The sequence below is a fragment of the Hymenobacter nitidus genome, from assembly GCF_020447315.1.
GTDB classification, from domain to species: domain Bacteria; phylum Bacteroidota; class Bacteroidia; order Cytophagales; family Hymenobacteraceae; genus Hymenobacter; species Hymenobacter nitidus.
Genome location: NZ_JAJADQ010000008.1, coordinates 202,971 through 224,712 on the forward strand (window position 1 = coordinate 202,971; position 21,742 = coordinate 224,712).

General features: G+C 60.1%; 17 protein-coding genes. 13 read left to right on the plus strand and 4 right to left on the minus strand.

Annotation, left to right across the window (positions count from 1 at the left end; all coding sequences use genetic code 11):
- Positions 1–39: 39 nt before the first annotated feature.
- Positions 40–891, minus strand: coding sequence for an N-acetylglucosamine kinase (locus LGH70_RS16000; RefSeq protein ID WP_226187578.1), 852 nt, complete (start codon positions 889–891; stop codon positions 40–42).
- Positions 892–1,313: 422 nt separating this feature from the next.
- Here LGH70_RS16000 and LGH70_RS16005 point away from each other — a divergent pair, with 422 nt between their 5' ends.
- Positions 1,314–2,516, plus strand: coding sequence for a T9SS type A sorting domain-containing protein (locus tag LGH70_RS16005; RefSeq protein WP_226187580.1), 1,203 nt, complete (start codon positions 1,314–1,316; stop codon positions 2,514–2,516).
- Between the two features lie 148 nt (positions 2,517–2,664).
- Here the strand turns inward: LGH70_RS16005 and LGH70_RS16010 are convergent, their stop codons facing one another.
- The 3 genes from LGH70_RS16010 to LGH70_RS16020 all read right to left on the minus strand — a co-directional run bounded on the left by LGH70_RS16010 (position 2,665) and on the right by LGH70_RS16020 (position 8,164).
- Entirely contained in the window at positions 2,665–3,438 is a 774-nt protein-coding gene (locus LGH70_RS16010) for a SusE domain-containing protein (protein ID WP_226187583.1), read from the minus strand.
- 84 nt (positions 3,439–3,522) lie between these two features.
- Positions 3,523–5,145, minus strand: coding sequence for a RagB/SusD family nutrient uptake outer membrane protein (locus LGH70_RS16015; protein ID WP_226187587.1), 1,623 nt, complete (start codon positions 5,143–5,145; stop codon positions 3,523–3,525).
- 19 nt (positions 5,146–5,164) lie between these two features.
- A complete protein-coding gene (locus tag LGH70_RS16020; protein ID WP_226187589.1) occupies positions 5,165–8,164 on the minus strand; it encodes a SusC/RagA family TonB-linked outer membrane protein in 3,000 nt (999 codons plus the stop codon).
- Positions 8,165–8,794: 630 nt separating this feature from the next.
- Between LGH70_RS16020 and LGH70_RS16025 the strand changes: the two genes are divergently transcribed.
- The 12 genes from LGH70_RS16025 to LGH70_RS16080 all read left to right on the plus strand — a co-directional run bounded on the left by LGH70_RS16025 (position 8,795) and on the right by LGH70_RS16080 (position 21,498).
- Entirely contained in the window at positions 8,795–10,210 is a 1,416-nt protein-coding gene (locus LGH70_RS16025) for an alpha/beta hydrolase-fold protein (RefSeq protein WP_226187591.1), read from the plus strand.
- Positions 10,211–10,592: 382 nt separating this feature from the next.
- Complete coding sequence (locus LGH70_RS16030; RefSeq protein ID WP_226187593.1) at positions 10,593–12,032, plus strand: anthranilate synthase component I family protein; 1,440 nt, start codon at positions 10,593–10,595, stop codon at positions 12,030–12,032.
- A gap of 159 nt (positions 12,033–12,191) precedes the next feature.
- Positions 12,192–12,764 (plus strand): anthranilate synthase component II, encoded by a 573-nt coding sequence (locus tag LGH70_RS16035; RefSeq protein WP_226187595.1) that lies wholly within the window; start codon positions 12,192–12,194, stop codon positions 12,762–12,764.
- A gap of 73 nt (positions 12,765–12,837) precedes the next feature.
- Positions 12,838–13,827 (plus strand): anthranilate phosphoribosyltransferase, encoded by a 990-nt coding sequence (gene trpD, locus LGH70_RS16040; RefSeq protein ID WP_226187596.1) that lies wholly within the window; start codon positions 12,838–12,840, stop codon positions 13,825–13,827.
- A 113-nt stretch (positions 13,828–13,940) separates the two neighbouring features.
- Complete coding sequence (gene trpC / locus LGH70_RS16045) at positions 13,941–14,774, plus strand: indole-3-glycerol phosphate synthase TrpC (RefSeq protein WP_226187597.1); 834 nt, start codon at positions 13,941–13,943, stop codon at positions 14,772–14,774.
- Between the two features lie 24 nt (positions 14,775–14,798).
- Complete coding sequence (locus LGH70_RS16050; RefSeq protein WP_226187598.1) at positions 14,799–15,461, plus strand: phosphoribosylanthranilate isomerase; 663 nt, start codon at positions 14,799–14,801, stop codon at positions 15,459–15,461.
- A 64-nt stretch (positions 15,462–15,525) separates the two neighbouring features.
- On the plus strand, positions 15,526–16,719 hold the full coding sequence (trpB, locus tag LGH70_RS16055; RefSeq protein ID WP_226187599.1) for a tryptophan synthase subunit beta: 1,194 nt from the start codon (positions 15,526–15,528) through the stop codon (positions 16,717–16,719).
- Between the two features lies 1 nt (position 16,720).
- Positions 16,721–17,503, plus strand: a complete 783-nt coding sequence (gene trpA / locus LGH70_RS16060; RefSeq protein ID WP_226187600.1) for a tryptophan synthase subunit alpha — start codon at positions 16,721–16,723, stop codon at positions 17,501–17,503.
- 45 nt (positions 17,504–17,548) lie between these two features.
- Entirely contained in the window at positions 17,549–18,562 is a 1,014-nt protein-coding gene (gene aroF / locus LGH70_RS16065; RefSeq protein ID WP_226187601.1) for a 3-deoxy-7-phosphoheptulonate synthase, read from the plus strand.
- A gap of 101 nt (positions 18,563–18,663) precedes the next feature.
- On the plus strand, positions 18,664–19,944 hold the full coding sequence (locus LGH70_RS16070; protein WP_226187602.1) for a helix-turn-helix domain-containing protein: 1,281 nt from the start codon (positions 18,664–18,666) through the stop codon (positions 19,942–19,944).
- 111 nt (positions 19,945–20,055) lie between these two features.
- Positions 20,056–20,448: a hypothetical protein gene (locus tag LGH70_RS16075; RefSeq protein WP_226187603.1), complete on the plus strand. Its 393-nt coding sequence runs from the start codon at positions 20,056–20,058 to the stop codon at positions 20,446–20,448.
- Between the two features lie 12 nt (positions 20,449–20,460).
- Positions 20,461–21,498, plus strand: a complete 1,038-nt coding sequence (locus LGH70_RS16080; RefSeq protein ID WP_226187604.1) for a DoxX family protein — start codon at positions 20,461–20,463, stop codon at positions 21,496–21,498.
- Positions 21,499–21,742: the final 244 nt, after the last annotated feature.

Below are 21,742 nucleotides of genomic sequence, written 5' to 3' on the forward strand. Positions count from 1 at the left end.
CACTGTGGGAGCCGGCCTTTTTTGGTGCTGGTAGGAAAGCTAAGCTTTCAGCTCTGCTTCGTGGTAGCTCACCAAATCATCGATGGGGGAGCGGATAATCTTGCCGACTTCCATGCTGTGGTGGCGCGCTACCTGGGTCAGGGCGTCGCGGAAGTTGTAGGCCACCGAGCCCACGCAGTTGAAGGAGTAATCCTGGTAGTTGGGGTAATGCAGCACGATGTTCTCGAAGAACGTCTCGAAGCCCTGGAGCACGATTTCGCGGCAGTAGCTGATGTTGTTGTGGTCGTAGGCAAACTTGCCGAAGCTGGCCAGAAACCGGTTGGGCAGGGGCTGGTTGTAGAGCCGGTCCAGAATATCCTCGCGGGTGAGGTTGAACTCCTGGCGGAATATATCCTGCAGGCCATCGGGCAGCAGGCCGCGCAGGTAGTCGCGCATCAGGCGCTTGCCAATAAAGGAGCCGCTGCCTTCGTCGCCCAGGAAGTAGCCCAGCGAATCGACGTTGTAGGTGATTTTCTCGCCGTCGTAGAGGCAAGAATTAGTGCCTGTGCCCAGAATGGCGGCAAAGCCCGGCTTGCGGCCCAGCAGGGCCCGGGCGGCGGCCAGCAGGTCGTGGTCGACGGTGACGTTGGCGTTGGGGAAAATCTGCCGCATGGCCTGGGCAATGACATCCGCCTTTTTCGACGACGACACGCCCGCTCCGTAGTAGTGCACCTCGCGCACCTCGTCGCGGGGCAGGGTCTCGGGCAGGTTTTTGTCGAGGGAAGCGGCAATGGCTTCCGTCTTGATGAAGTCGGGGTTGTAGCCCTCAGTGTTGAAGTACACCCGGTTGCCAGTCTCGTCAAGTTGGCACCAGCTGCTCTTGGTCGAGCCGCCGTCGGCAATGAGAATCATACGGTAGATGATAAGGTATGTGGAGAGTGAAGCCAAAACGACCCCGCAGCCCGCTACAACCCGCAAAGCCGGTCGTTGGTCTACGCTGTCAGTTTCAGCCGATAGCCCGGTCCCGGAGGCTGGCTATTTGGTTGCGAAGCTAGCAGGTTAGCCGAAACGTACGGCACCTTCTGCCGAGTTTAGGTCCGGCGCCGCAGAGCGGGCGGCGGTTGGGAAGTAGGCCTGGGTAGTGTGAAAAGGACGAACGGGGTATTTAAAGACTGTTTTTGGTGGTGGTAACTCATTAATAGTGAGTAATAACTCACGGGTGTTATATTTTATAATTTGCGTAGTATATTTACCTGAATCCGTTCTGCAAGACGGACGAATTCACGCATTCAGGTACCAATTTTTTCTTTCATCCCTCTCCAACCTCCTCGTTTATGAAGAAGATTTTTACTCTCGCCACTCTGGGGCTGCTTTCCGCTGGTGCCTTTGAGGCCCAGGCCCAGGTCACCGTCGACGGTCAGCTGACGACGGCCGAAGTAAGTGCCACGGGCTATACCCTGGTAGGCCGCGACACGGGCCCGCGGGGCTTCGCGCCCTCAGCCACCAACGATGCCGGCCTGATTGCCATGTACGCCGCCGCTGACGCCACCAACCTGTATTTCTTCCTGGTTGCCACGCTGCAGAACGACGGTACGCCCGCCACCATCTCCAACTCCCTGCAGCTGCTCGTGGCCCGGCCCGGCGTAGCGGGTGTGCCCGTTGGCACCCGGCTGCCTAAGCCTACGGGCAGCACGTCCTTCCAGAATTTCGCGCCTTTCCTCGACCAGGCCGGCGACATGGGTATCGGTATTAAAGGCAACGGCACCGCGGCCCAGTTTCAGGTTGATGGAGTCGTCTATACCGGCGGTACCACGCCCGGCGCTACGGCGGCCGTGCTGAGCGGTGCCACCGGCGTGGCCGCCAACGGGACGGTAGCCACCGTTTCGGGGCAGACCGGTAACCTGGCCGTATTCAATGGCGCGCGGGTGGCCTACCGCACGGCGGCCAACCTGAACAGCAACCCCGGCTACGGCACGGCCGGCTCGGGCGCAGTACCGGCTTTCGGCCTCGAAATAGCCATCAGCCGCGCTTCCATTGCACTGGCAGCGGCCGGCGGCAACGTGCGAGTGTTCGGCCTGCAAAACAACGCCGATGGCGGCTACCTGTCCAGCGACTTTATCCCGCAGAACACCGGCCCATTACCGGCTTCTTTCCCCGCCGCGCCCAACCTAGCTACTGACCCCGACTTCCGCACCATTCCCGGCACTCAGTCGGCGACGGTAGTGGTGGGCAGCGCCACCGGCGTAACGGTACTGGGCAGCAAAGCCGCCGATGCCGCCGCCTTGGCTATGGGAGTTTACCCTAACCCGGCCAAAGGCGCCACCACGGTGGTATATAACGTAGGAGCCCGCGCCGAGCAGGTCAACATCGTGCTGACCGACTTGCTGGGCCGTCCGGTGCGCGTAATCGAAAGCGGCCTGAGTCCGGCTGGTTTGCAAACCAAAACCATCAGCACCGCCAGCCTGGCCACAGGCACCTACCTGATGCGCCTGCAGATCGGCGACAAAATGGATACCCGCAAGGTGTTCGTGCAATAGCCGGCCACTCCGGCCACGTCATAAAAAAAGGTGAGCCGCGTGGCTCACCTTTTTTTATGGGCAGATATTGAAGCTGGCCTACAGCCATAAAAAAGGAGCCGCTCGGGTAGAGCGGCTCCTTTTTTATGGCTGTAGGCTGAAACGGTGCCTACTTAACCATCGTGTACTTCTTCGCCGCCAGGTCGAGGGTGATGGTGTACACCCCGGCCGTCGTGACGTTGATGTTTTTGCCATCCTGCTCCAGCGTGCCGTCAGCCCCGTCGTCACCGAAGTTAACCGTCCAGGCCCGGTTGGCGCGGAACTTAAACTCGCCCACGCCCATGGTGCGCGTCAGCTTGTAAGTCTTGGAGTCGCAGTCGTAGGTCATAACAGCGTCCGTGTCCCAGCTGATGGCAGCCGAGCCCACGATGCCCCAGACATCCGAAGTAGGAGCCACGCATACTTTGTAGGGAGTCGCGGTCATCGACACCACAGGCGAATACAGCTGAGCGCTGGGCGAGTAGCTGCCCTTCAGGCGGATTTCAACCGGCGCGGCCACGTTGGGGGCCAGGCCGAGCATGATCAGGCTCTCGTTCAGCTTTTCTACCGTCAGGCTGGTCGTGGGGCCCGCGCCGGCATCAACCGAAACCGGAGCCGCGAAGTTGTTGCCTTTCTTATCAATTTGGAACGTGTACTTGGTTTCCAGATTGTAAGGCTTTTCGGCGTTCGACCAGGTAAACGATTTGATGGGCGACCAGGTGAAAGTAACAGCGTTGTCGCTGCTATTGGCCTGCTGCAGCACCACGGCACTGGTAGAGGCCGAAAAGGCCGGGGCGCCGTCCGGAGTCACGGTTGCCCGGACCTCGTCTTTTTCGCAGGATGCGAGGGTAAAAGTAGCCAGGGTAAATAACCCCAGAACTACTTGAGTAAAGCGAGATTTCATACAACGAAAGTGAAAGTGAGATACCAAGAAAGTTGGGGGAAGACCGGCACGGCGAAGCGCCGGCCTTCCGGAGTCCCGCTTCGATTAATAACCGTCGTTCTGCTTGAGGTTCGGGTTAGCAATCCGGTCGGAGGTAGGAATGGGGAACAGCGTACGGGTGTCGGCTACGCCCCGGCCCTCGGCTACCCCGCCTTTGAATGGCCACAGGTAAGCACCGGTAGTGTATTTGCCGAAACGGATAAGGTCCGTCCGACGGTGGCCTTCCCAGTACAGCTCCCGGCCACGCTCGGCCAGAATATCATCTAGGCTGATGGAGCCCAGCGGCGTAGCACCAGCGCGGGTACGAATAGCATTTACGTAGGTCAGGGCCTGGCCGGCGTCGCCGCCCGTGCCACCGCGCAGCACGGCTTCGGCATACATCAGCTGCACGTCAGCCAAGCGGAACAGGGGGAAGTCCGTGTCGACGAAGTCGCCGTTGCCGCCGCTGCCGTCAGGCTTGGGGTACCACGAGCCGGGCGTGCCGTCCAGCTTCACGTTGCGCCACTTCGTTACGGGGTAGCCCTGGGAGAAGTCGCTGAAGTTGGTGATTTCCTTCGACTGATCCTGGGTGTAGAACATGGCCCGCTTGTCGGTGCTGGTGGCACCGCCGGGGAACAGATCGACCAGGTTTTTCTTGGCCCGCAGACCAAACCAGCCACCATTCACACCGAATTCAGCGGCTTTCATCGAGCCGCCAATCGAGGCGTGCACCAGGAAAGTCGTGCCCCCGAAGTTCTGGGTGTATACGCCGTCGAAAACGATGGGGAAGATCATCTCATTCTTGGCGGCACCTTCGTGGTTGTCGGCCAGGAACAGGGAACGATACTCCGGAGCCAGCGAATAGTTGGCGCTCAAAACCTTTTTGGCGGCCGTAATGGCATCCGTGTAGCGGTTGGTTTTTGCGTATACCTCCGCGTTCAGGTACACCATCGTTTGCAGGGCCCAGAGGGCGCCTTTGTCGGCCCGGCCGTACTGGGTGCGGGGCGCGAGCATGCTGTTTTCGATTTCCTTCAGCTCCGTGTCAATGAAGGCGAAAAGCTCAGCCCGCGACTTTTGCGGGGGCAGGTCGCCGATAACGGAGGCTTCCGTGGTGAACGGTACGTTGCCGTAGAGGTCCATCAGGTGGGTATAGCTCAGCGCGCGCAGGAAGCGGGCTTCGGCCCGGTACTGGCCGATGTTGGCCACTTCGCCGCTGGCGGAGATGCCCCGCTCGGAAAGCTTTTCGGGCGTGGTCTGGCGCAGGAACTCGTTGCAGGCCGAAATCTGGAAGTAGAACCGCTCGTACATGCCCCGGATAAACTGGTTGTCGGGGTTCCAGGTCAGCGTGTTGAAGTCCGGAATGCCGGGGTCACCCCAGGCCAGCGTGGCCTCGTCGGTCGTGATTTCCTGCAGGTTCCAGTAGTTACGGACGTAGTTGGAGTAGTCGGCGTTGATTTTCACCAGGTCGCCGCGTTCGGTGCTCGAGCCTACCTGGCCCTGACCGGCTACGGCCAGGCCCGAATACAGGCGGGTCAGAACCTGGAAAATCTGGGCCGGGTCGCTGTAGATTACGTCGGCGCTAGCACGGTAGCTGGGCTTCTGGTCCAGGTCTTTGGTGCAGGATACGCTGGTGAACAGCGAGGCAGCAAGGGCAAAAGTGCCCAGACTACGGGTAAAGGAAGTATTCATGGGGAATTTGAGGTAAGGGTTAGAAGCCGAAATTCAGCCCAACAGTGAACGTGCGCGGACGGGGGTAAACCGTGTTATCGATACCACTCTCGATTTCCGGATCCAGACCCTGATACTTCGTAATCAGGAACGCATTCTGAACAGCAAACGAGACGCCCAGGTTCGAATTCTCCTTTACCAGGCTGCCGAAATCGTAGCCGATGGTGATGTTCTGCATGCGCAGGAATGAGCCGTTCTCCACGTAGTAGTCGGAGAGGATCTGGTTGGCCGACGTCGTGCCGAAACCGGTTTCCAGTACCTCCGTCGTCGAGTTGCGGTTGAAGCCGCTGGTAGGTACGTAGAGGGAGCGGGAGCGGATGTTGTTGTACACGTAGTTACCCACGTTAGCACGCATCGTGAAAGCCAGGCTGGCTTTGCCGTAGCTCACGTTGGAGCCAAAGCCGAACACGGCCTGCGGACGGGGCGACTTGTAGCGGTAACGGTCGGCCAGGGTGATGGCGCCGTCGCCGTTGCGGTCCACGAACACGCCTTCGATTGGCTTACCATCGGCGCCGTAGGCCTGCTGGTACACGTAGAACGACTGCGCCTGGTAGCCCACCGAGTTTACCTGGATGTCACCGTTGCCGACGTTGTCGAAGTTGTTGATACCACCGGTCAGGAAGTCCACCTGCTGCACGTCGTCGCTGGCGGTCAGCTTCGTGAGCTTGTTGCGGTTGAAGGTCGCGTTGGCATTCACCGACACGTTGAACTTCTCGCTCTTCACGGCGTCCACGTTAGCCGTGATTTCCAGACCCTTGTTGGTCAGCGAGCCTACGTTCAGGGTACCGCCGTTGGAAGGATAGGAGCCAGCGGCTACCAGCACTTCGTTCAGCAGGTCTTTCGTATCGCGCTGGTAAATGTCAACCGAACCGTAGAGACGGCCGTCGAAGAAGCCGTAGTCGATACCGGCGTTGTAGGTCGTCGTGGTTTCCCACTTCAGGTTCGGGTTGTAGAAGTCACCGCGCAGCGTGCGGTATGGCACCCCGTTGATGATGTACTGGGCCGAGTTAACGCTCAGCGTGGAGAAGGGCAGGTAGCCGTAGTAGTTGCCACCCAGGTCCTGCTGGCCGGTCTGGCCGATACCTACGCGCAGCTTCAGGTCGGAGAAGGCCTTCGAGTCTTTCAGGAAGTCTTCGCCCTTAATGCGCCAGGCAACGGCTGCCGAGGGGAAGTAGCCCCAACGGTTGTCTTCGCTGAAGCGCGAGGAGCCGTCGGCGCGTACCGTGGCCGTGAGCAGGTACTTATCGTTGATGTTCAGGTTGGCCCGGGTAAAGTACGAGAGCAGGTTGTACTGGTCGGTGTACTGGTCCTTGTTGTCGTAGGTCCGCTCAGCGGCCTGATACACCGTACCGTTGGCGCGCAGGTCATCGAAGAAGAAGTTCTTGTTCTGGAATTCCTGCCACGAGTAGCCGCCCAGAATGTCAAACTTGGCCGAGCCGAAGTCGCGCTTGTATTTCAGCAAGGCTTCGAGCAGCTGGTTGTTCAGGTCCTGGCGGTACTGCTGGCTCAGGCCCCCGCGGTTGAACTGCGAACCAGCCGTGATGGGCACGTTGGTGGTGCCTTTGCCGCGCTGGATGTCGTAGCCCAGGTTCAGGTTGGCGCTCAGGCCGCTCAGGAAGGGCAGCTTGTAGTCGAATTGGGCGTTGCCGATGCTGCGACGCACGGTGCTCAGGTCGCTGCGCTGCTTGATGGAGCTGATCGGGTTGCGGGGCGCCAGGGTGTTGAGGTTGCCAGCGGCATCCACAAACTCGAAATAGCCGCCGTAGCGCGAAAAGCGCGGGTCATTGGAGGTAATCGGCTGGGTTGGGTCGAAGAAAACGGCCGAGTTCACCGCGCCCTGATCCGAGAAGTTATTCTCAATCTGGGTGCCTTTGATGTTGATGTCGATGCGCAGGTTGTCGTTGAGCAGTAGCGGCGACACGCCGACCGAGCCCGAATAGCGCTTCAGGGTGTTTTCCAGGAGCAAGCCCTGCTGGCCGAGGTAGCCGCCCGATACGCGGAACGGTACTTTGCCCGCCGAGCCCAGCACGCTGACGTTGTTGTCGGTGGTGTAGGCCGTGCGGTAGATTTCGCGCTGCCAATCGGTGTTTTCAGTGCCGAGAGCAGCTTTCTGAGCAGCCGTGCCGCGCTGGTTCACAAGCGCCCGGAACTGGTCACCGTTCAGCACGGGTACGTAGTCGGCGGGAGTAGCCACGGAGAACTGGGTGTTCACGTTCACGCGCAGCGCCTCGCCCTGCAGGCCGCGCTTGGTGGTCACGATGATAACGCCGTTGGAGCCGCGCGAGCCGTAGATGGCCGTCGAGGAGGCATCTTTCAGCACCGTCACGCTCTCAATATCATTGGGGTTGATCAGCGACAGGGGGTTGCTGGCGCCTTTCAGCGTGCTGTTATCCACGGGTACGCCGTCAATTACGATCAGCGGGTCGTTGGAGGCGTTCAGCGAAGAACCACCGCGGATGCGGATTTCCGACTTGGCCCCGGGGGCGCCGCCGGTGGTGATCTGCAGACCCGCCACTTTGCCCTGCACCAGCTGCTCGGGGTTGGTTACCTGCCCTTTCACAAACTGTTTCTCGGAGATCTGCTCAACTGAGCCCGTCACGTCCTGCCGACGCTGGGTGCCGTAGGCTACTACCACTGCCTCGCTGAGCATGGTCGTATTTTCGGCCAGCGCAATGTCGGCCAGAGCCGTGGTCTGACCCGCAGTAATGGTCACGGGCACGCGCTTGGCGTTGTAGCCCACGAAGGAGCTTACTACCGTGTGCGGACCAGCGGGCACGTTCTGAATCAGGTAGGTGCCATCCGCGTTGGTCGAGCTACCCAGTGTGGTGCCTTCAATCAGAACAGTCGCACCGGGAACCCCTTGGCTTTTTTCGTCCAGCACACGGCCGCTCACGGCGCCGGTTTGGGCGAATGCGCCGGTGAAGCCGGCACAGACGAAGAGTAGCAGAAACAGTAGTTTCGCTAGGTAAGTGTGTTTCATTGAAAATGGGTTAGGAGAGGGAATTTTTGAGCTGGCGGGGCCAGTGGTGGGATGCTGCTGCAAGCCGACGGGACAGACGAAATCGATGGTGTTGAAAACATGATTTCGTCTGGTTTTGTCTTCGTGCAACATCACCTTTCTCGTTAATAAACTACGCAAGATAAAGTTTTGAAAACCACAAATACAACACACGCTAATATCCTCCTGAAAATAGTTTTCAGCCTATTTTCAGTGCAAAGGTTTGCACAGGCCTGAAATGTGCCTTAACACGTCCTTAACATAGCCTGAGGCCTTAAAATAAAGCGCAGGCATTTTCCAGAGGGAGCGGGAAAAGCCTTTAGGCGGTAAGTGCGGAGTCACCAACTGCCTTGCGGAGGGGGAAAAGTGGCAAGTCAATCACCTTGTTTTTGTCCTATATTATTCAGCCTCTTTTTGCGGGTAGGCCAAGGGCGGAAAATGCTGTTTTTTTTCACTTGAGCTTTTGCGGACTGAATCCAATTCGACAAGCCAATTTTTTGCGTAGAAAAATTAGCCTTGTATTTGCAAGGCAGCTAGGGCTTTAGGCCGCCTGCGGGCGGCTACTGCCGCCCGGCCAATGGGTTTGTAGAAGGAACTCCGATACTTTAGAGCATGAAACACTTTTTCACGTTCCTGCTGCTGCTGGTTGCCGCCACGGCGCCGGCCCAGGTAACCTTCAAATTGACGGGAGTGCCGGCCAATACGCCCGCCAGCGCCACACTGTATATGGCCGGCTCGTTCAACAACTGGAACCCGGGCAGTGCGGTCCATGCCCTGACCAAAAACGCGGACGGCACCTACCAGCTGACCTTGCCGGCCCAGAGCGGCACTATCGAGTATAAGTTTACCCGCGGCGCCTGGGCCTCCGTGGAAACCAATGCCACCAACGGCTCGGTACCCAACCGCAGCTATACCTTTGGAACGGGACCGGCAACAGTGACGCACACGGTGCTAAACTGGGAAGATCTGGCCGGTGGCGGCAGCTGCCAGTCGTCGGCGCTGCAGCCCAACGTGCGGGTAATGACCACAGCCTTTGCCATGCCGCAACTGGGCCGAGCCCGGCGCGTGTGGGTTTATCTGCCTAACGACTACGCTACCAACTCCACCAAGCGCTACCCCGTGCTGTATGTGCAGGACGGGCAGAATGTGTTCGACAACTGCACCAGCTTCTCGGGCGAGTGGGGCATCGATGAGACTCTGAGCCAGCTGCAGCAGTCGGGCCAGGACCCCACGGGCAGCATCGTGGTGGCAATTGATAACGACGGCGCCCAGCGCCTGAATGAGTATTCGCCCTGGAACAACCCCGCGTACGGTGGCGGCCAGGGCGACGTGTACGTTGATTTCCTGACCCAGACCCTGAAGCCCTACATCGATACGAACTACCGCACCCTGAGCGGCCGCGAGTATACCAGCATTGCCGGCTCCAGCATGGGCGCCTTGATTTCGGTGTACGCGTCCCTGAAATACCCGGCCGTGTACGGCAAAGTGGGCGTATTTTCGCCGGCCTTCTGGTTTGCCGAGCAGCCGCTTTTCCAGTACGTGCAGCAAAATCCGGCCAATCCTGACACGCGCTTTTACTTTGTGAGCGGCACCCAGGAAAGCCAGACCATGGTGCCCCTCATGCAGCGCATGCGCGACGCCCTGCAGAGTGGGGGAGTGCCGGCCGCCAACCTGAGCTTCAACCCGCGTGCCGACGGGCAGCACGCCGAGTGGTTCTGGAAGCGCGAGTTTGGCGCCGCCTACCAGTGGCTGATGGCCCCCGGCAGCGTTACGGCCGCCAAAAGTCCGCAGGCGGCGCTGGCCTTCAGCGCCTATCCCATGCCGGCCAAGGAAGCCCTGACGGTGCAACTGCCCGAACCAGTGAAGGAAGCCCGGCTGGAAGTGCTCGACTCGACGGGCCGCGTGCTGCTGAAGGGCAAAGTGCGCAGCGGGCAGACGGTGGATGTGAGCAGGCTGGCCAAAGGCACGTACTTCATGCGCCTGACGGCTGGCAAGCAGTCAGGCAGCCAGGCACTGATTAAGGAGTAGAATTCGTAATTCCAGGCCTGCTTTTCTGGGGATTCCGCAGGGGCAGTGCGGTTCATGTGCGAATTCGGTAAGAAAAGTTGCGAAAGAGTTGGGAAACCCCAAAACCCATTTATATTTGCAGCATTAGAGCCCGAAAGAAGGAGAGAATTTGCCCCTCATGATGACCTGTCCAGTAGATACTATTCAGCAAGCATGGTGGTGGCCTTTCCGGAAATCTGGACGGGAAACCCTGTGCGTGCGGTAAGGTCATCATTTCAACCTTGCATCAATCATAAAGGAAAGCCCGGCCACTAGCCGGGCTTTTTTATTTTAGCTCGATATCTAGTGCCGCTATTTCCTATCACTTTATCTATAACCTGCCCGTTTTCTCTGGGCAAACCGAATGAAACACGTTCATCTCAAAACCCGCCATGTCCGGCTGCTGGCTGACACGGTGACGCCCGTGGGCCTGTATCTGCGCCTGCGCGACCAGTACACCAACTGCCTGCTGCTGGAAAGCTCCGACTACCACGGCCAGCAAAATGCCTTCAGCTACCTGGCCTTTGAGCCCCTGGCCCGCTTCGAGGTCAGCCGCGGCGAGCTGCGCCAAACCCTGGTGGACGGCTCCGTAACCACCGAAACCCTGGCTGCCCCGCGCTTGGCCCTGACGCGCCTGCAGGAGTTTGCCGACAGCTTCCAAACCGAAGAATCCGGGTTCGACTTTATCACCGGCGGCCTGTTTGGCTACATTGGCTACGAAGGCGTGCAGTACTTCGAGGACCTGACGCTGAATGCTGAGAAGGAAGCAGCGGGGCAGATTCCGGACATCATCTACGGCACCTACCGCTACGTCATTGCCATCAACCACTTCCGCAACGAGCTGTTCGTGTTTGAGCACTCGCCTTCGGATGAGCCCACTGACCACGACGGCCTCAAGCGCCTGGTCAACCTGATCCGCAACCCGAGTCTGCCCGAGTTTGGCTTCGGACTACTAGGCGAGGAGCAGACCAACCAGACCGATGCCGAATTCCTGACGGCGCTGGCCGCCGGGCAGCAGCACTGCCGCCGCGGCGACGTATTTCAGATTGTGTTGTCCCGGCGTTTTCAGCAGGGTTTTGTGGGCGACGAGTTCAACGTATACCGCGCGCTGCGGTCGGTGAACCCGTCGCCCTACCTATTCTATTTCGACTACGGCAACTTCAAGATCTTCGGCTCCTCGCCCGAGACGCAGCTGCTGATTAAAGGGCGGCAGGCTAGCCTGTTTCCCATTGCCGGCACCTTCCGCCGCACCGGCCACGATGCCCAGGACGCCGAGCTGGCCCAGCAGCTGGCCGCCGACCCCAAGGAAAACGCCGAGCACGTGATGCTGGTGGACTTGGCCCGCAACGACCTGGCCCGCCACGGCGACGAGGTGAAAGTGAAGGTGTTCCGCGAAATCCAGTTTTACTCCCACGTCATTCACCTCGTGAGCGAAGTGAATGCCATGCTGGCGCCTGGCGTGGCCCCGCTGCAGGTGGTAGCCGACACGTTCCCGGCCGGTACGCTCTCGGGCGCGCCCAAGCACCGGGCCATGCAGCTCATCGACCAGCTGGAGCCTACGGGCCGCGGCTACTACGGCGGCTGCCTGGGCCATCTGGGCTTCAACGGCGACTTCAACCACGCCATCATGATTCGCTCGTTTTTGAGCACCGGCAACCAGCTGTATTACCAGGCGGGCGCCGGCGTAGTGGCCGCTTCCGACATCAACTCGGAGCTGAATGAGGTGCACCACAAGCTGGCGGCTCTGCGCAAAGCCCTGGAAGCCGCCGAGGCAGTAGGCGAGAAGCTGACGGCCGCTGTTTAACAAGTAGAAGAACGTTCGTAATCAGAACGTCCTGCTTCACTAGCGCCCTCTTGCCGAAGCATTTCTGCTGCCGTGAAACCTGCATACAACCACGGTAAAGATATTCGGCTACACTGCGCTTAGCATGACGGGCGAATTACAACCCAACAGACCAACACCATGAAAATCCTGGTTCTCGATAACTACGACTCCTTTACCTATAACCTCGTGCAGTTGCTGCGCGAACTGGGCTACGGGGCCGCCACCGACGTGGTGCGCAACGATAAAATCAATCTGGACGACATTGAGCAGTACGATGCCATAATGTTGTCTCCCGGGCCCGGCGTACCGTCGGAGGCGGGGCTGATGCCGGCAGTAATTCGCCGCTATGCGCCCACCAAGCGCATGCTGGGCGTGTGCCTGGGCCACCAGGGCATTGCCGAAGCCTTTGGTGGCGAGCTGTACAATCTGCCGGCTGTGCTCCACGGCATTGCCACCGACGCCGACATCGTGGCCGGCGACGACCGGCTGTTCAACGGCCTGCCCGAGCGGTTCAAAGTCGGCCGCTACCATTCCTGGGTGGTGACGCCGGAAAACTTCCCCGAGGAGCTGGAAGTAACGGCCCGCGACACCAACGGGCAGATTCTGGCTTTGCGCCACCGCAACTATGACGTGCGCGGCGTGCAGTTTCACCCCGAATCTATCCTCACTGAGCACGGCCATCAGATGCTGAAAAACTGGCTGGAAGGCTAGCTGTTGTACCTGCGGGGCTGGCCCTGCACCTGCTTTCAAACCAGTCTGCTTTCTTCCTTTCGCACTTCCTCTCTTGAAAAAGTTTCTCACCACCCTTTTCGACCAGCAAACCCTGACCCGGGACGAAGCCCACGAAGCCCTGTCGCAGCTCGGGCAGGGCGAGTCTAACCCGGCCGAAACGGCGGCCTTCATGACCGTGTACCGCATGCGCCCCATCACGGTGCCCGAGCTGGCCGGCTTCCGCGACGCGCTGCTCGACCTGTGCCGCGACCCGCAGCTGGGCACCCGCGACGTGCTCGACATTGTGGGCACCGGCGGCGACGGCAAAGACACGTTCAACATTTCCACCCTGGCTTGCTTCGTGGTGGCCGGCGCGGGCTACAAAGTGGCTAAGCACGGCAACATCGGCGTGTCGTCTATCTGCGGCTCTTCTAACATCCTGGCCCACTTCGGCTACGACTTCGAGGCTTCTTCCGATACCCTGCGGCGGCAGCTGGACGAGGCGGGCATCTGCTTTCTGCACGCCCCGGCCTTTCACCCGGCTATGCGCCACGCCGGGCCCGTGCGGCGGGAACTGGGGGTGCGCACCTTCTTCAATATTCTGGGCCCCTTGGTGAACCCGGCGCGGCCTACGGCCCAGCTGGCGGGCGTGTTCAGCCTGGAGCTGCTGCGCCTCTACAACTACCTGTTTCAGCAAACCACTACCAGCTACACCGTGGTGCACGCCCTGGATGGCTACGATGAGTTGTCGTTGACCGGAGCGGCCAAAACCAGCTCAATTCGCGGGGAGCAGTTTTTCACCGCCGAAGACCTGGGCCTGACTACCTACGCGCCGGAGCAGCTAGCCGGCGGCAGCACCGTGGCCGAGTCGGCGGCGCTGTTTCGCGGGGTGCTGGAAGGCCGGGCCACGGCCGCCCAGCGCGACGTGGTAACGGCCAACGCGGCCCTGGGCATTCAGTGCGTGGTCCCCACCTTATCCTTTGCCGAAGCCCTGGACCAGGCCCGCGAATCCCTGGATTCGGGCCGGGCTAGTCGGGCTTTCAATACCTTGCTTTCTACTTAAATCAGTGTCTTTCAATTGTTAATGGTCAGCCTTTTATATCCGGCGGACATCGATTCGGTTACTTTTTTCACTTTCTAACGGTTCCGGTAGGGGCCACTTCGATTCACTTTCCTATGACTAGTACTCCCACAATGACCACCATCCTGGACAAAATCGTGGCGCACAAGCGCCGTGAGGTAGCCGAGCGCCAGAGCCTGGTGCCCGCCAAGCTGCTCGAGCGCAGCATCTACTTCAACAGCCAGCCTTTGTCGCTGCGCAAGTACCTGCAGCGCGACGATTTGAGCGGTATCATCGCCGAATTCAAGCGCAAGTCGCCCTCCAAGGGCTGGATCAACCAGCATGCGCCGGTAGAGCGCACCACGCTGGGCTACATGCAGGCCGGTGCTTCGGCCCTGTCGGTGCTGACCGATGCCGAGTTTTTTGCCGGCAAGAATGAGGACCTGACCATTGCCCGCCGCTTCAATTATTGCCCGATTCTGCGCAAAGACTTCGTGGTAGACGAGTACCAGATTCTGGAAGCCAAGAGCATCGGCGCCGATGCTATTCTGCTGATTGCTGCCGTGCTGACTCCCGAGGAAGTGCTGCGCTTCGGGCAGCTGGCCCGCTCGTTGGGCCTGGAAGTACTCCTGGAAGTGCATAATGCCGAAGAGCTGGACCGCACCCTGCACCCCGACGCGGTAAATCTGGTGGGTGTGAACAACCGCAATCTGCACGATTTCAGCCTGAGCCTCGACACCTCCCGGGAGCTGGCCGAGCAGATTCCCGCCGAGTTTGTGAAGGTGACGGAAAGCGGCCTGACCTCGGCGGCGGCCATCAATGAGCTGCGCGCCGTGGGCTACCGCGGTTTCCTGATCGGGGAAGCCTTCATGCGCAGCAGCCGCCCCGAAAAAGCCTGCCACGCGCTGGTGCAGGAGCTGCACGCCACCGAGTCGACCACCCTGATTTAGTCGGAACCCCACGTGCTGCCTGCCATGAGCTTTTCCGCTGCTTCATCTGTCCCCGCTGCTACTTTGCGTATCAAGGTGTGCGGCATGCGGCAGCCGGAAAATATTGCGGCCGTCGGGGCGCTGGAACCGGACTTTCTGGGCTTCATCTTCTACCTGAAGTCGGCGCGCTGCGTGCCAGCCACGCTCACGGCCGCGCAGCTCCCGCAGTTGCCGGCCGGCTGCCGCAAAGTAGGCGTGTTCGTCAATGAGTCGACGGCTGTTATCCGGGAGAAAGTGGCCCAGCTGGGCCTCGATTTGGTGCAGCTCCACGGCGACGAAACCCCGGCGCAGTGCGCTGAGCTGCAGGCGGCGGGCATTCCGGTTATCAAAGCCTTTGCGGTAGACGCCGTGTTTGACTTCGACCAGCTGCGGCCCTACGTGAGCAGCTGCACTTACTTTCTGTTCGACACGAAAGGGGAGCAGCCCGGCGGCAACGGCACGGCCTTCGACTGGCGCATTCTGCAAGGCTACGACCTGTCGGTGCCCTACTTTCTGGCCGGCGGCCTGGAGCTGGAACACGCCGCCGCGTTGCAGCAGCTGCAGCTGCCCGGTTTGTACGCCGTCGACCTGAACAGCCGGTTTGAAATCCAGCCCGGCATCAAAGACGCCGCCCGGCTGGCGCCCATGTTCCGCCAGCTCCGGTCCTGACTTCCTCAACCTCCAAGCATTCCACGCGGCCAAACCCGCTGCGCGAATCCCTGCAAAAACCATCATGACTACGACCTTTCAACCCAATGCCCGCGGCTACTACGGCGAATTCGGGGGAGCTTTCATTCCGGAAATGCTTTACCCCAACGTGGAAGAGCTGCGCGAGCAATACCTGCAGATTCTGGCCGACCCCGAGTACCAGGCCGAATACCAGCAGCTGCTGCGCGACTATGTCGGCCGGCCCACGCCGCTGTTTGAAGCCAAACGACTGTCGGCGCGCTACAACACGCGCATCTACCTCAAGCGCGAAGACCTGTGCCACACCGGCGCCCACAAGGTAAACAACACCGTAGGCCAGATTCTGCTGGCCCGGCGGCTGGGCAAAACGCGCATCATTGCCGAAACCGGCGCGGGGCAGCACGGCGTGGCCACGGCTACCGTGTGCGCGCTGATGGGCATGGAGTGCATCGTGTATATGGGCAAAACCGACACCGAGCGGCAGCGGCCCAACGTGGAGCGCATGCGTCTGCTCGGGGCCAAAGTAGTGGCCGTGACCAGCGGCAGCCAGACCCTGAAAGATGCCACTAACGAGGCCATCCGCGACTGGATCGGCAACCCCGTGGATACGCACTACATCATCGGCTCGGTGGTGGGTCCGCACCCGTACCCCGATCTGGTGGCGCGGTTGCAGTCGGTCATCAGTGAGGAAATGCGCAAGCAGCTGCTGGAAAAAGTAGGCCGCGAGCTGCCCGACTACGTGGTGGCCTGCGTGGGCGGCGGCTCCAATGCCGCTGGCGCCTTCTACCACTTCCTGGATGAGCCCTCGGTGCAGCTGGTGGCCGTGGAAGCGGCCGGGCACGGCATTCACTCCGGGCACTCGGCCGCTACCTCAGTGCTGGGCACGCCGGGCATCATTCACGGCAGCCGCACGCTGCTGATGCAGGACGAGCACGGCCAGATTACCGAGCCCTACTCGCTGTCGGCTGGCCTCGACTACCCCGGTATCGGGCCGCTGCACGCGCACTTGGGTGCTTCGGGCCGGGCCCGGTTTATCAGCATCGAGGACGAGCAGGCCCTGAAAGCCGTGGCCGAGCTGAGCCGTTTGGAAGGCATTATTCCGGCCCTCGAAACGGCCCACGCCCTGGCCGCACTGGGGCAGCTGGGCGCCGGGCCCGACGAAGTGGTGGTTATCAACCTCTCGGGCCGCGGCGACAAAGACCTGGAAACTTACATGAAATACGCCGATCAGCTCAAGTAATATGACCAACCGCATTCAAAAAGCCTTTGAGCAGAAAGGTCAAAACCTGCTCAACGTGTATTTCACGGCCGGCTACCCCAAGCTGCAGGACACCGTGCCCCTGATTCAGGCCCTGACCACGGCCGGCGCCGACCTGATTGAAATCGGCATGCCCTTTTCCGACCCGTTGGCCGACGGTCCCGTGATTCAGCAGAGCAGCTCGGTGGCTTTGGCCAACGGTATGAACCTCTATGTGCTGTTCGAGCAGCTTAAAGACATCCGCCAGCAGGTGCCCGACACGCCCTTGCTGCTGATGGGCTACCTGAACCCGATTATGCAGTTCGGCATGGAGAACTTCTGCCGCGAAGCTGCCGCCGCCGGCGTTGATGGCCTGATTTTGCCCGACCTGCCGCTGGTGGAATACGAGCAGGAATACCAGGCCATTTTCAAGCAATACAACCTGCAGCCGGTGTTCCTGATTACGCCCCAGACCGCGCCAGAGCGCATCCGCCACATGGATACCTTAACCGATGCCTTCCTGTATCTGGTATCGGGGCCGGGCACGACGGGCAGCGCCAACACCCAGGAGGCGGGCACGCAGGAAGCGTATTTCGAGCGGATTGCGGCCATGAACCTGCGCAATCCGCGCCTTATCGGCTTCGGCATCGGCGACAAAGCGTCTTTCCAGCGGGCTTCGCAGTATGCCCACGGCGCCATCATCGGCTCGGCCTTCATCCGGGCCCTGGAAGACACGGCCGACGCGCCGCAGGCTGCCCAAAAATTTGTTTCATCTATCTTATCTTAAATTAGTTAGCAGATATTTTCTTCCGCTGACCCCACTCATCCAGCCATGATTATTCAACTCGAAAAAACCACCTCGGCCGAACAAAAGGCCGACATCATTGCCCACGTTAAGGACGCTAAGTTCAAAGTAACCGAGGTCGACACGCAGCGCGCCAGCTACCTGGTGGGCATTGGCAAAGCCGACGTCGATTTGCGCACCCTGGGCCAGCTGCCCGGCATCCTGGACATTCACCGCGTGTCGGACGACTACAAGCTGGTGAGCCGCAAGTGGAGAGTGCGCCCCACCGTGCTCGACCTCGGCGACGGAGTCTACATCGGCGAAGGCCAACTGAGCATTGCCGCTGGCCCCTGCAGCATCGAAAGTGAGGCCCAGATGGAAAAAATCATGGACCACCTCGTCGAAAATGGCGTGCGCCTGATGCGTGGCGGCGTGTTCAAGCCCCGCTCGTCGCCCTATTCGTTCCGCGGCCTGGGCATGGACGGCCTGAAGCTGTTCCACCAGATGGCGCGGGCCCGGGGCATCAAAATCGTGACCGAGGTAATGCAGGTGTCGCAGGTAGAGGAAATGCATGACTACGTGGACGTGTTCCAGGTGGGCGCCCGCAACACCCAGAACTTCAACCTGCTCGATGCCCTGGGCGGCGTTGATAAGCCCGTACTGATTAAGCGCGGCATTTCGGGCACGATTGAGGAGCTGCTCTCGTCGGCTGAGTACGTATTTTCGGGCGGCAACGAGAAGCTGATTCTTTGCGAGCGGGGTATCCGGACCTTCGAAACGGCCTCGCGCAATACTCTTGACCTCAACGCGGTACCGATTCTGAAGGAGAAGACCCACCTGCCCGTGGTGGTTGACCCTTCGCACGGCATTGGCATCCGCGAGTACGTGGCGCCGATGGCGCTGGCGGGCATTATGGCCGGGGCCGACGGCATCCTGTACGAAGCCCACGAGAAGCCCGAAGAAGCCGCTTCCGACGGCCAGCAAACCCTGAATTTTGCGGAGTCGGCGCGCCTGATTCAGAACATGCGCAAGGTGTACGCCCTGCGCCAGGAGCTGGAATAAGCGGCGGGTTTTTAGTTGTTGGTTTTTGGTTGTTAGTTGATGCATTAAACCTGGGCCGTAGTGCCGGGTTTAGACGTCAGCTGGCAACCAAAAACCGTTTTATGCCCTTCACTTTCAGTGCCTACAGTGCGTTGCTGCTGCCGTTTTTCCTGCAGGGTATCGTCGTGAGCATTGTGCTGCTGGGGCGCAGCCGCCGCCACGGCACCGCGGCCGACGCCTGGCTGGCGCTGCTGCTGGTGCTGCACACGGTGCGCCTGGCCCAGTGGATGCTGGGATTTGCCGGCTGGTACGACTCCCACGACGGCTTCTCCACGTTTATGTTTTACTTTCCCTTCAGCAACTGGCTGGCGGTGGGGCCGGCGCTGTACTTCTATTTCCGTAGCCTCACAAACCAGGAATTTCGATTTGCAAGACGCCACTGGCTGCACTTCGTGCCGGCTCTGCTGCCGCTGGCCGAGCACTTGGGCGTTTTTCTTTACGATTTGGGCTGGTGGCATGGGCTGCGGGCGCACCCGTTGCCTGCTCACTTCGGCACCAAAGGTCCGCTGGCGGCGAGGCTCAACGAGTTGCCGCTTGATTACGCGCTGGATGTGGCCGGCTACCTGCTTATCGGCGGCTATGCGCTGCGCACCCTGCGCGAATACCGCGCCTATGCTCATTATCTGAATGACAACTTCTCGGACACCGACCGGATTCGGTTCCGTTGGCTGCGCAACGTGCTGGTGGCCGTGCTCTTCGGAACGGCCGTGACGCTGGTTTTTGGCGTTGTCAACAGCTTCGTCAGCCCACTGAGCTACTATCAAGCCTGGTACGACTACCTCTTCACCGGCCTGCTGATTTATTACCTGAGCATTGCCGGGCTGCTGACCGGGCACCAACTGGCCAGCCTGCACTTCCAGCCGACGCGTGAGCCGGCGGGTGTACCCCAGTCCGTGGCAGCTCCCGAAGTGGTGGCAACGACGACCTCGCCCGGCCTGGTCGTGGCTGCCGAGCAAGAGGCTGGTATCGACGCTGCAGACGTGGCACCTTCGGCCCCCGATGCCGAGCTGACCCGCTGGACCACCCGTCTGCTGCGGCACATGGATACTGCCCGGCCTTATCTAGCGCCCGAGCTGACGCTGGGGGAGCTGGCCGCTCAGCTACAAACGAATACCTCGTGGTTGTCGCGGGTTATCAACGCGGGCTGTGGGCAGAATTTCAACGATTTCATCAATGAGTATCGAGTACGGGAAGCCGAACAGCGCCTGCTCGACCCGCAGTTTCGGCATTACACCTTGCTGGCCGTGGCCCTAGAGGCCGGTTTCAATTCCAAGTCGACTTTCAACCGGGTGTTCAAGAAGCTGCGCGGCATCACGCCGGGCGAAGTAGCGCGCCAGGGGTAGGGAGCCGCAGGTGTCAAACTATAGATTGGGACGTCCCATGCCGTAAATCGGGGCGTTTGGGGAAGAAGCAGTAGCTTCCTTTGGGGCATGGTTTCACTTCACCCCACTGCTATGCTTACTCCTTTCTTCTGCCGCCCCCTGAAGGTGGCGGGCCTGTTACTGGGGCTCACCGGTATCTTATCCTGCGGTTGGGCCGGCATCAAATCCGACTTGTTGATTGAGCCCGGCAAGCAGTTCGTGCTGGGCGGCGGCCAACCCGGCGCTTTCAGAGTAGCGGCCCGCAACGTGGGCAAGGTGGCCGTGGAGTTCAAGGAGCGGCCCCGCAACGGCGGCATCTTCGGAAAAGCCACGCTGCAGCCCGGGCAGTCGGCCACGCTGCGCTACATGGCCGGCTCGTCGGCGGTGCTGCTCAACCCGTCAGCCCAGCGGGCCAACGTGAACCTGCACGTCACCGGCGACACGAACAACCTGAGCATGAATTACGAGCCCAGCGGTAAGCTGTAATCCCGGCGCATCATGAAAAAGCTACTGTTTCCGGCCGCGCCCATGGCGTCCCGGGCCGCTGATGCGGCCTTGCTGCTCTTCCGCCTGCACCTGGGCCTGTCCATTGCCGTTGGGGCCGGCTGGGCCAAGTTGGTGCAGCTCACTTCGGCTACCGAACTAAGCAAGCTGCTAGCGGGGCATGCCATAACCGGCGCGCCCGACTGGTTTGTGCAGCAGGTGGCTGCTCTGGGCTTTACCTTTCCCTCGGCTTACCTGTGGGCTTACCTGTGGGCTTCCCTGGCTATCTGGGGCGAGCTTATCGGCGGCCTGCTCATCGCGCTGGGGTTGCTTACGCGCCTGGGGGCTGCGCAGCTGGCCTTCCAGTTCTTCGTTATTGCCTTTCTGTGGTTCGAGCAGCCCGAGCCGTTGCTGGGCATGTACTACCAGCAGCTGTTGTTCTGGTCTTTTGTGCTCGTGTCCGTGGTCGGCGGGGGGCGCTATTCCCTCGATTATTGGCTGGCTCACCGAGAATGGCCATTAGCAGCAAATGCGCGCCTACTTGCCACTGCTGCAGCCGGCGGGCTCCTGCTGCTCACTAGCCCGTCGGCTCAGGCCCAAACCCAGTTTCCAACCGTTACCATGCAGGAGCTGCTGCCTGTGGCCCGGCAATGGAACGGCACGCTCACCTACCTGGACTACTCGACCAAACAGCCCGTGAGCCTGCCTACCAGCCTCGGTGCCCGGCAGTCGGCTCCCCGGGAGCTGACGCTGCAGTTTGTCTACACCGAGCCCAGCGGCCAGCAAGTGACGGGTGCCGACCAGCTGCGCCTCTCGGCAGATGGCGCTACCGTCGAGTGGGACGATGTTTTGCTGCAAGTCATAAGCAAAACCCCGCTTCCCGACCATACTGCCGAACTGGTGCTGGAAGGGCGGGGGCAGGATGATGGCAAAAGCTGCCTTATCCGCAAAACCCTCGTGCTATCTGCGACGCAATTTTCAGTAAGCAAACAGGTTAAGTATGCCACTAGTGAGGAGTTTGTGACGCGGAATACCTATTCTTTTCATTGGTAGACTTACGCTCGAGCATTCAAGGGCATTAGCTGCTACTTTACTACCCATGATTAAAGTAGGGGTATATATTTTGAGGGGGTAATTGGGTTTTATTGTCTTAATATGCTGCTAACTCCCTCTTGTGGAAGGTGTGTTTGCGTATAGTGTGAAGTATCTATCCATAATGACTGAAAAAAATATAGGGTTTGCATATACAACCTATTTCCATAATTCTATATATTTGCCTTCAGTATGATGAACCAAA

Bases quoted from the DNA above. Each gene is read 5' to 3' on its own strand.
- LGH70_RS16005 (WP_226187580.1), top strand. From the start codon at position 1,314: ATGAAGAAGATTTTTACTCTCGCCACTCTGGGGCTGCTTTCCGCTGGT.
- LGH70_RS16030 (WP_226187593.1), top strand. From the start codon at position 10,593: ATGAAACACGTTCATCTCAAAACCCGCCATGTCCGGCTGCTGGCTGAC.
- LGH70_RS16070 (WP_226187602.1), top strand. From the start codon at position 18,664: ATGCCCTTCACTTTCAGTGCCTACAGTGCGTTGCTGCTGCCGTTTTTC.
- LGH70_RS16020 (WP_226187589.1), bottom strand. From the start codon at position 8,164: ATGAAACACACTTACCTAGCGAAACTACTGTTTCTGCTACTCTTCGTC.
- LGH70_RS16010 (WP_226187583.1), bottom strand. From the start codon at position 3,438: ATGAAATCTCGCTTTACTCAAGTAGTTCTGGGGTTATTTACCCTGGCT.
- LGH70_RS16000 (WP_226187578.1), bottom strand. From the start codon at position 891: ATGATTCTCATTGCCGACGGCGGCTCGACCAAGAGCAGCTGGTGCCAA.
- LGH70_RS16025 (WP_226187591.1), top strand. From the start codon at position 8,795: ATGAAACACTTTTTCACGTTCCTGCTGCTGCTGGTTGCCGCCACGGCG.
- trpA (WP_226187600.1), top strand. From the start codon at position 16,721: ATGACCAACCGCATTCAAAAAGCCTTTGAGCAGAAAGGTCAAAACCTG.
- trpC (WP_226187597.1), top strand. From the start codon at position 13,941: ATGACTAGTACTCCCACAATGACCACCATCCTGGACAAAATCGTGGCG.
- LGH70_RS16015 (WP_226187587.1), bottom strand. From the start codon at position 5,145: ATGAATACTTCCTTTACCCGTAGTCTGGGCACTTTTGCCCTTGCTGCC.
- LGH70_RS16080 (WP_226187604.1), top strand. From the start codon at position 20,461: ATGAAAAAGCTACTGTTTCCGGCCGCGCCCATGGCGTCCCGGGCCGCT.
- LGH70_RS16035 (WP_226187595.1), top strand. From the start codon at position 12,192: ATGAAAATCCTGGTTCTCGATAACTACGACTCCTTTACCTATAACCTC.
- LGH70_RS16050 (WP_226187598.1), top strand. From the start codon at position 14,799: ATGAGCTTTTCCGCTGCTTCATCTGTCCCCGCTGCTACTTTGCGTATC.
- trpB (WP_226187599.1), top strand. From the start codon at position 15,526: ATGACTACGACCTTTCAACCCAATGCCCGCGGCTACTACGGCGAATTC.
- LGH70_RS16075 (WP_226187603.1), top strand. From the start codon at position 20,056: ATGCTTACTCCTTTCTTCTGCCGCCCCCTGAAGGTGGCGGGCCTGTTA.
- aroF (WP_226187601.1), top strand. From the start codon at position 17,549: ATGATTATTCAACTCGAAAAAACCACCTCGGCCGAACAAAAGGCCGAC.